This window comes from Longimicrobium sp., from assembly GCF_036280135.1.
In the GTDB taxonomy this organism is placed as follows: domain Bacteria; phylum Gemmatimonadota; class Gemmatimonadetes; order Longimicrobiales; family Longimicrobiaceae; genus Longimicrobium.
The window spans coordinates 1-3,473 of the sequence record NZ_DASURI010000188.1 but is presented as its reverse complement, the minus strand read 5'-3'; the positions used below and the strand labels follow the sequence as shown (position 1 = coordinate 3,473).

General features: G+C 70.7%; 4 protein-coding genes and 1 rRNA gene. All 5 read left to right on the top strand.

All coding sequences use genetic code 11. The features are described from left to right. Positions 1–185 precede the first annotated feature (185 nt). Positions 186–791 carry a hypothetical protein gene (locus VFZ20_RS05525; protein WP_329682838.1) on the top strand — a complete coding sequence of 202 codons (606 nt, stop codon included), beginning with the start codon at positions 186–188 and terminating at the stop codon, positions 789–791. Positions 792–872: 81 nt separating this feature from the next. Next, complete coding sequence (locus tag VFZ20_RS05520; protein WP_329682837.1) at positions 873–1,694, top strand: PHP domain-containing protein; 822 nt, start codon at positions 873–875, stop codon at positions 1,692–1,694. A 29-nt stretch (positions 1,695–1,723) separates the two neighbouring features. After that, positions 1,724–2,287 carry a hypothetical protein gene (locus tag VFZ20_RS05515; protein ID WP_329682836.1) on the top strand — a complete coding sequence of 188 codons (564 nt, stop codon included), beginning with the start codon at positions 1,724–1,726 and terminating at the stop codon, positions 2,285–2,287. Next, positions 2,284–2,898: a hypothetical protein gene (locus VFZ20_RS05510; protein WP_329682835.1), complete on the top strand. Its 615-nt coding sequence runs from the start codon at positions 2,284–2,286 to the stop codon at positions 2,896–2,898. The genes VFZ20_RS05515 and VFZ20_RS05510 overlap by 4 nt, the downstream gene beginning before the upstream one ends. Before the next feature lie 466 nt (positions 2,899–3,364). Then, a 23S ribosomal RNA gene (locus tag VFZ20_RS05505) occupies positions 3,365–3,473 on the top strand; the annotation flags it as partial.

Here is a 3,473-nt window from a genome sequence, read left to right as displayed (position 1 = left end):
AGGGCCCGCGGGTGAGGGCCAACGAAACCCCACCCTCCCGCCTCATTCCTGTGTCGTCCCCGCCGGATGGGCAGGCCGGGCATGGTCCGCTTCTTGTACGGGCGGAACACCTGCCCGCCGCCGGCCTAGAAGGTCGGCGCGGGCATCGTGTTGTCTACGGCAAGGAACCACACCCCGAGAACGAGATGAAGCACATCGGTCTGGCCGCCGGCCTGGCGCTGGGCGCCGCGCTCCTCGCGTCGCCTTCGCAGGCGCAGGTCTTCACCACGCCCTTTCAGTCGCCCATCCCGTCCAGCGACTTTGGCGTCTACGTAAGCGACCTGGGCGACGTCGCCGTCGAAGGCATCTGGCGCCGTCCCTCGCGCGGTGGCAGCGACGTCGGCATCCGCGCCGGCTACGCCGACCTGGGCAACGGCGCCCTCACCCTGGGCCTGGAGACGCGCAACCCCGTCGTGCTGGCGGGCGCGCCCATCGGCTTGGCGTTCACGGCGGCCGGGCAGGGCGTCTTTGGCGAGGGCACCTCGCTGCTGGGCGGCCAGGTGGGCTTCAGCGCGGGGCAGCGCATCCCCGCCGGCACCTTCAGCGTCACGCCGTTCATCCATCCGCGGCTGGCCGTCATCGCCGACCTGTCGGACGACAACGACGTGGTGAACGACGACAACGAGGTGGACCTGGACGTCCGCGCCGACATCGGCGCCGACTTCGACTTTGCCGCGGGCGTGTCGCTGCGCCTGGACATCAACCTCGCCGACGGGGCCAACTGGGGGCTGGGGCTGGCCTGGCGCCAGTGAGCCGCCCGTCCGCGCCGTCTGATCGCCATCCTCACCGCCGCGCCACCGGGCCGGCGGTGAGTCGTCTCTATCGGGAACGTCATGCAGAGAGCCGACCTGCACATCCACACCCGCGCCAGTGACGGCGAGCTTTCGCCCACGGACGTGGTGCGCGCCGCCGTCGAGGGCAAGCTCGACTACATCTCCGTCACGGACCACGACACCATCAAGGGCCTGGCCGAGGCGCTGGACGCCGCCCGGGGCACGTCCGTGCGCGTGATCACCGGCGTGGAGGTGAGCAGCGAATTCGAAGGGGTGGAGTGCCACATCCTGGGCTACCACGTGTCGCCCCAGGCGGCGCCCCTGCTGGCGCACGAGCACGGCGCGCTGGACCGCCGGCAGGAGCGCGCGCGGGAGATGGTGCGCATTCTCCAGGGGCAGGGCCTCGCCATCGAGTACGACGACGTGCTGCGCGCCGCGGGGACGGACGCCCGCGCCATCGGCCGGCCGCACGTGGCGCGGGCGCTGCTGGCCGCCGGCCACGTGCGCTCCATGGGCGAGGCGTTCGAGCGCTACCTGGCGGACGGCGGGCTGGCCTTTGTCCGGACGGAGTTCCCCTCCGTCCGCGACTCCATCGAGATGATCCGGGCGTCCGGCGGCGTGGCCGTGTGGGCGCACCCCGGGCTGGACGTGCTGGAGCGCTTTGCCCCCTCGTTCGCCGAGTGGGGGATGTCGGGGCTGGAGGTGTTCCGGCCGAATACGACGCCCACGGACGGCAAGCGCATCCGCGGCGTGGCGCGCGGGCTGGGGATGTTCACCACGGGCGGATCGGACTGGCACGGGCCGTATCGCTCGCGCCTGGGCGACTTCTTCGTCCCGGCCGACGAGGTCCGGGAGTTGCTCGACCTGGCCCCGGCCGCCTGACGGCCACGGACCTTTCCGGGAGGTCGGACGTGTCCCATCCTGCGCGATTCATGGCGGGCGTGCGCGATCCCTGGGTCATCCCGGGGCTCGCGCTCCTTGCCGTTCTCACCCTCGGCGTCCTCTACCTCTACGCCAGCCAGCCGCAGAGCGCGGCCGAGGTGGGGAGCCGCGCGTGGGTCACCCTCGCGCCCGACGCCTACACGCCGCGCATCAGCCGGGCGCGGGAGCGGGTCAAGGCCGGCCAGGACGCCGCGGCCCTGGGCGACACGGCGGCCGCCATCGCGCGCTACGCCGAGGCGGAGGAAGAAGCGCTCAGCGCCCGCGAGCGCGCCGGCACGCCCGAGCGCGCGGCCGAGGCGGCGGAGCTGTGGGCCGGCATTGCCCTGGACCGCGCGGGATTGATGCTGGCCACGGGCGCCACGCCCTGGTACCGCGGCGACAACGACCAGCTGCTGCGGGACGCGCAGGCCGTCGTGCAGCGCGTCCGCGCGGCGCCCGTCTCCCCCGCCACGAAGGCAAGGGCCGAGGCGCTGGACGGGCGGATCACGCGTCAGCTGCGCACGGGTCCCCTGGAATGGCTCCCCGGACGATGACCGCCGCCCAGCGCCACACGGCCGCCTCCCTCGCCTTTCTCGCCAGCGCCACGGTGGCCGGCATCGCCCTCGTGCCGGATGGCGTGGAGTACCGCGCGTTCGGCATGGTGGAAGGCGTGTTTGCCCTGCTGCTGGCGTACCTGCTCGTCTTTCGCGGCGCGTGGGAGCGGCCCGAGGCGCTCACGGGGTGGATGGCCGTCGTCTACGGCGTGCTGGCGAGCGCGCAGGTGCTGGAGCTGCTCCTTCCCCCGCCGGGGATGATCGAGTGGATGGTGGTGGCGGGGATCGCCGTGACGGCGTGGGGCGCGTTCAGCGGCGGCACGCGGCGCCGGCTCGTCTTTTCGCTGGCCAGCCTGGCCCTGCTGCTGGCGGTGCTCAAGTTCTCGGTGATTCCCGTGCTGTGGACGCGCGTGGGTCCCGCCGCCGGAACGGGCTTCGGCCTGGGCGACGTGGCCGAAGGCGTGCGTCGCGCCTTCGCGGACTACCGTCCCCTGCGTCCAATCGGCCAACTGGTGGGGTTCGTGGCCGTGGCCCTCTGGGCGCTCGGCACGCGCCTTCTGTGGCCGCCGGACGCGGAGGATGCCGTCGCGGACGATCTCTCGAAACCATAGAGCACCTGCATTTCTCACACGGGGCTGCGCCAACGGAAACGGCAACGGGAACTGCAGCAGCGACTCTGTTGTCCGTTGCAGTTACCGTTGGCGCAGCCCCGTTGGCCCCTGGGCCCCGTGTGAGAATGCAGTTGATGGGTTGTTCTCGCGCTGAACTTGACCCGTTGGCTAACCCGTTGACCTGTATGGGTTTAGCGATTAGATTGGATGCACTTCGCGGATGGGGCGCCGAAAGTGCGGCTCCGAAAAAGGTCGACGCACGCCGTTGACAACCGCGATCAAGGCTGATAAGTTAGAAGGCTCCGCAGCGCATGGCGCTGCGACAGGACTGTTTGAAAATCCGGGTATTGGGATTGGGTAGCAAGAGAGAGATCTGAGTGGATCTGCTCGAGAGCACCAAGCGTGTGTGTCGGCTTTTAGGTGGGCCGGAGTGCCTCGCGTTTAACCGGCGCGAGCGAGCATATCCGGTCAAGCGAAAGTAGGGCGCACGGTGGATGCCTTGGCACGGACAGGCGAAGAAGGGCGCGATAAGCTGCGAAAAGCGTCGGGGAGCTGCACGTAAGCGTTGATCCGGC

Excerpts from the sequence above, each read along its gene's own strand:
- VFZ20_RS05510 (WP_329682835.1), top strand. The coding sequence starts at position 2,284 with ATGACCGCCGCCCAGCGCCACACGGCCGCCTCCCTCGCCTTTCTCGCC.
- VFZ20_RS05525 (WP_329682838.1), top strand. The coding sequence starts at position 186 with ATGAAGCACATCGGTCTGGCCGCCGGCCTGGCGCTGGGCGCCGCGCTC.
- VFZ20_RS05520 (WP_329682837.1), top strand. The coding sequence starts at position 873 with ATGCAGAGAGCCGACCTGCACATCCACACCCGCGCCAGTGACGGCGAG.